This window comes from Pantoea sp. SIMBA_079, assembly GCF_046940275.1.
GTDB classification, from domain to species: domain Bacteria; phylum Pseudomonadota; class Gammaproteobacteria; order Enterobacterales; family Enterobacteriaceae; genus Pantoea; species Pantoea borealis.
The window spans coordinates 1-267 of the sequence record NZ_JAWRYR010000395.1; the positions used below are offsets into that span (position 1 = coordinate 1).

At 39.0% G+C, this 267-nt stretch carries 1 protein-coding gene; it reads right to left on the reverse strand.

Annotated elements, in window-relative coordinates:
- Positions 1-2: 2 nt before the first annotated feature.
- Positions 3-267: hypothetical protein (locus SB719_RS20515; RefSeq protein ID WP_412159794.1), on the reverse strand; the 265-nt coding region annotated here is incomplete at its 5' end.

Below are 267 nucleotides of genomic sequence, written 5' to 3' on the forward strand. Positions count from 1 at the left end.
GCTCATTCAGGCGAGTAAAGATCAAATTCACGAGTATTTGACCCAATTTCACGCGTAAATCCACTTGTTTCACGAGTAAACGCTCTTATCTCATGAGTTTGCTGCTCATTCAGGCAAGTAAAGATCAATTCACGAGTATTTGATCCAATTTCACGAGTAAATCCACTAAATTCACGAGTAAACGACCTAATTTCACGAGTATTTGATCCAAATTCACGAGTAAACGCTCTTATCTCATGAGTTTGCTGCTCATTCAGGCAAGTAAAG